The sequence below is a fragment of the Pseudonocardia pini genome (genome assembly GCF_013870575.1).
Taxonomy (GTDB): domain Bacteria; phylum Actinomycetota; class Actinomycetes; order Mycobacteriales; family Pseudonocardiaceae; genus Pseudonocardia; species Pseudonocardia pini.
This window is the reverse complement of sequence record NZ_JACBXB010001167.1, coordinates 1-1,196: the sequence shown is the minus strand read 5'-3', so window position 1 is coordinate 1,196 and position 1,196 is coordinate 1. Positions and strand designations below refer to the sequence as shown.

Sequence of the window (1,196 nt, the reverse complement as noted above, 5' to 3'; positions counted from 1 at the left end):
GTAGGTCACGCCCACGGCGGCGACCCGGTCGTCCACCCACTGCCGCCAGGCGGTGATCCGGCGCTCGTTCTCCAGCGCGGCGCGCGCCTGCTGGGCCACCTCCTCGAAGGCGAGCCGCCTGCCCGGCCGTACCTCGGCGACCTGGCCGACGTTCCAGCCACCCGCGGTCTGCACCGGTCCGAACAGGGCTCCGGGCGCGGCGTCGAACGCCGGGCCCGCGTAGCCGTCCTCCACCTGGCTGCGCGCCACGAACTGCAGGTCACCGCCGCTGTCGCGGGTCTCGGTGTCGCGCGAGTAGGTGCGGGCCAGCTCGGCGAAGTCCGTGCCGCGGCGCGCGCTCTCCAGCACCTGCACCGCCACGGTCTCGTCGGCGACGACGATGTTGCGCAGGTGCCGGGCCTCCGGCTGGGCGAAGCGGTCGGCGTGCGCGTCGTAGTAGGCGCGCACCTCCTCCTCGGTCGGCGTCTCGAGGGCCCCCGCTACCGCGGTGTCGTAGAGCCTCTTGGTGAGCAGCTGGCGTCGGATCTCGTCGCGGACGTCGGCCTCGGAGGCGCCGACGGTGCCGAGCAGGCGCACCATGCCGGCCTGCCCGTCCGGGAAGCGCTCGGCGGTGAAGCGCGCGTAGGCCGCCTCCACCTCGGAGTCGGGGACCTCGACCTGCTCGTCGGCCGCGGCCTCGTCGAGCACCATGCCCAGGGCCACGGTCTTCGCCGACTCCCGACGGAACTCGTCCCGCCGGTCCGCGTCCGTGGGCTCGCGGACCCCGTAGAGCGCGTCGAGCACGTCGAGCCTGCCCGCGAGGTCCTCCTCCGTGACGACGGTGTCCCCCACCTCGAAGGCGGCGTCCGCGGGCAGCCCCGAGGCGGCGGCGCCGACCCCGACCGCCACGGCCGCCACCAGGCAGCCCCCGACCACCGCGAGGACGGGGCGCGGGACGTCGCGCACGCTGAACAGCGAACGGAGCAGGGACATGGTCACACCCTCGTCATCGACGGTTCGGAGCTGGGGAGCGGGTCGGACGGGGCGGGCGCGGGCGGCGGGAGCAGCACGTGGGTGAGGTGGGCGGCCAGCAGCGAGAGCGCGACGACCCCCGCGAGGAGCAGCCCGAACTCCCGCACCACGACGAGCCCGGACACGACGAGCGCGAGGTAGCCCATGCCCGCGGCGAGCGCGGCCACCCCCACCGTGCGGCGCAT

2 protein-coding genes are annotated in these 1,196 nt (G+C 75.5%); both read right to left on the bottom strand.

Annotated elements, in window-relative coordinates; translation table 11 throughout:
- Positions 1 to 972, bottom strand: a 972-nt coding sequence (locus H5J29_RS33510) for a peptidylprolyl isomerase (protein ID WP_181784881.1), incomplete at its 3' end; no start/stop codon positions are given.
- 2 nt (positions 973 to 974) lie between these two features.
- The coding region (locus H5J29_RS33505; protein ID WP_181784880.1) for a hypothetical protein at positions 975 to 1,196 on the bottom strand (222 nt) is incomplete at its 5' end.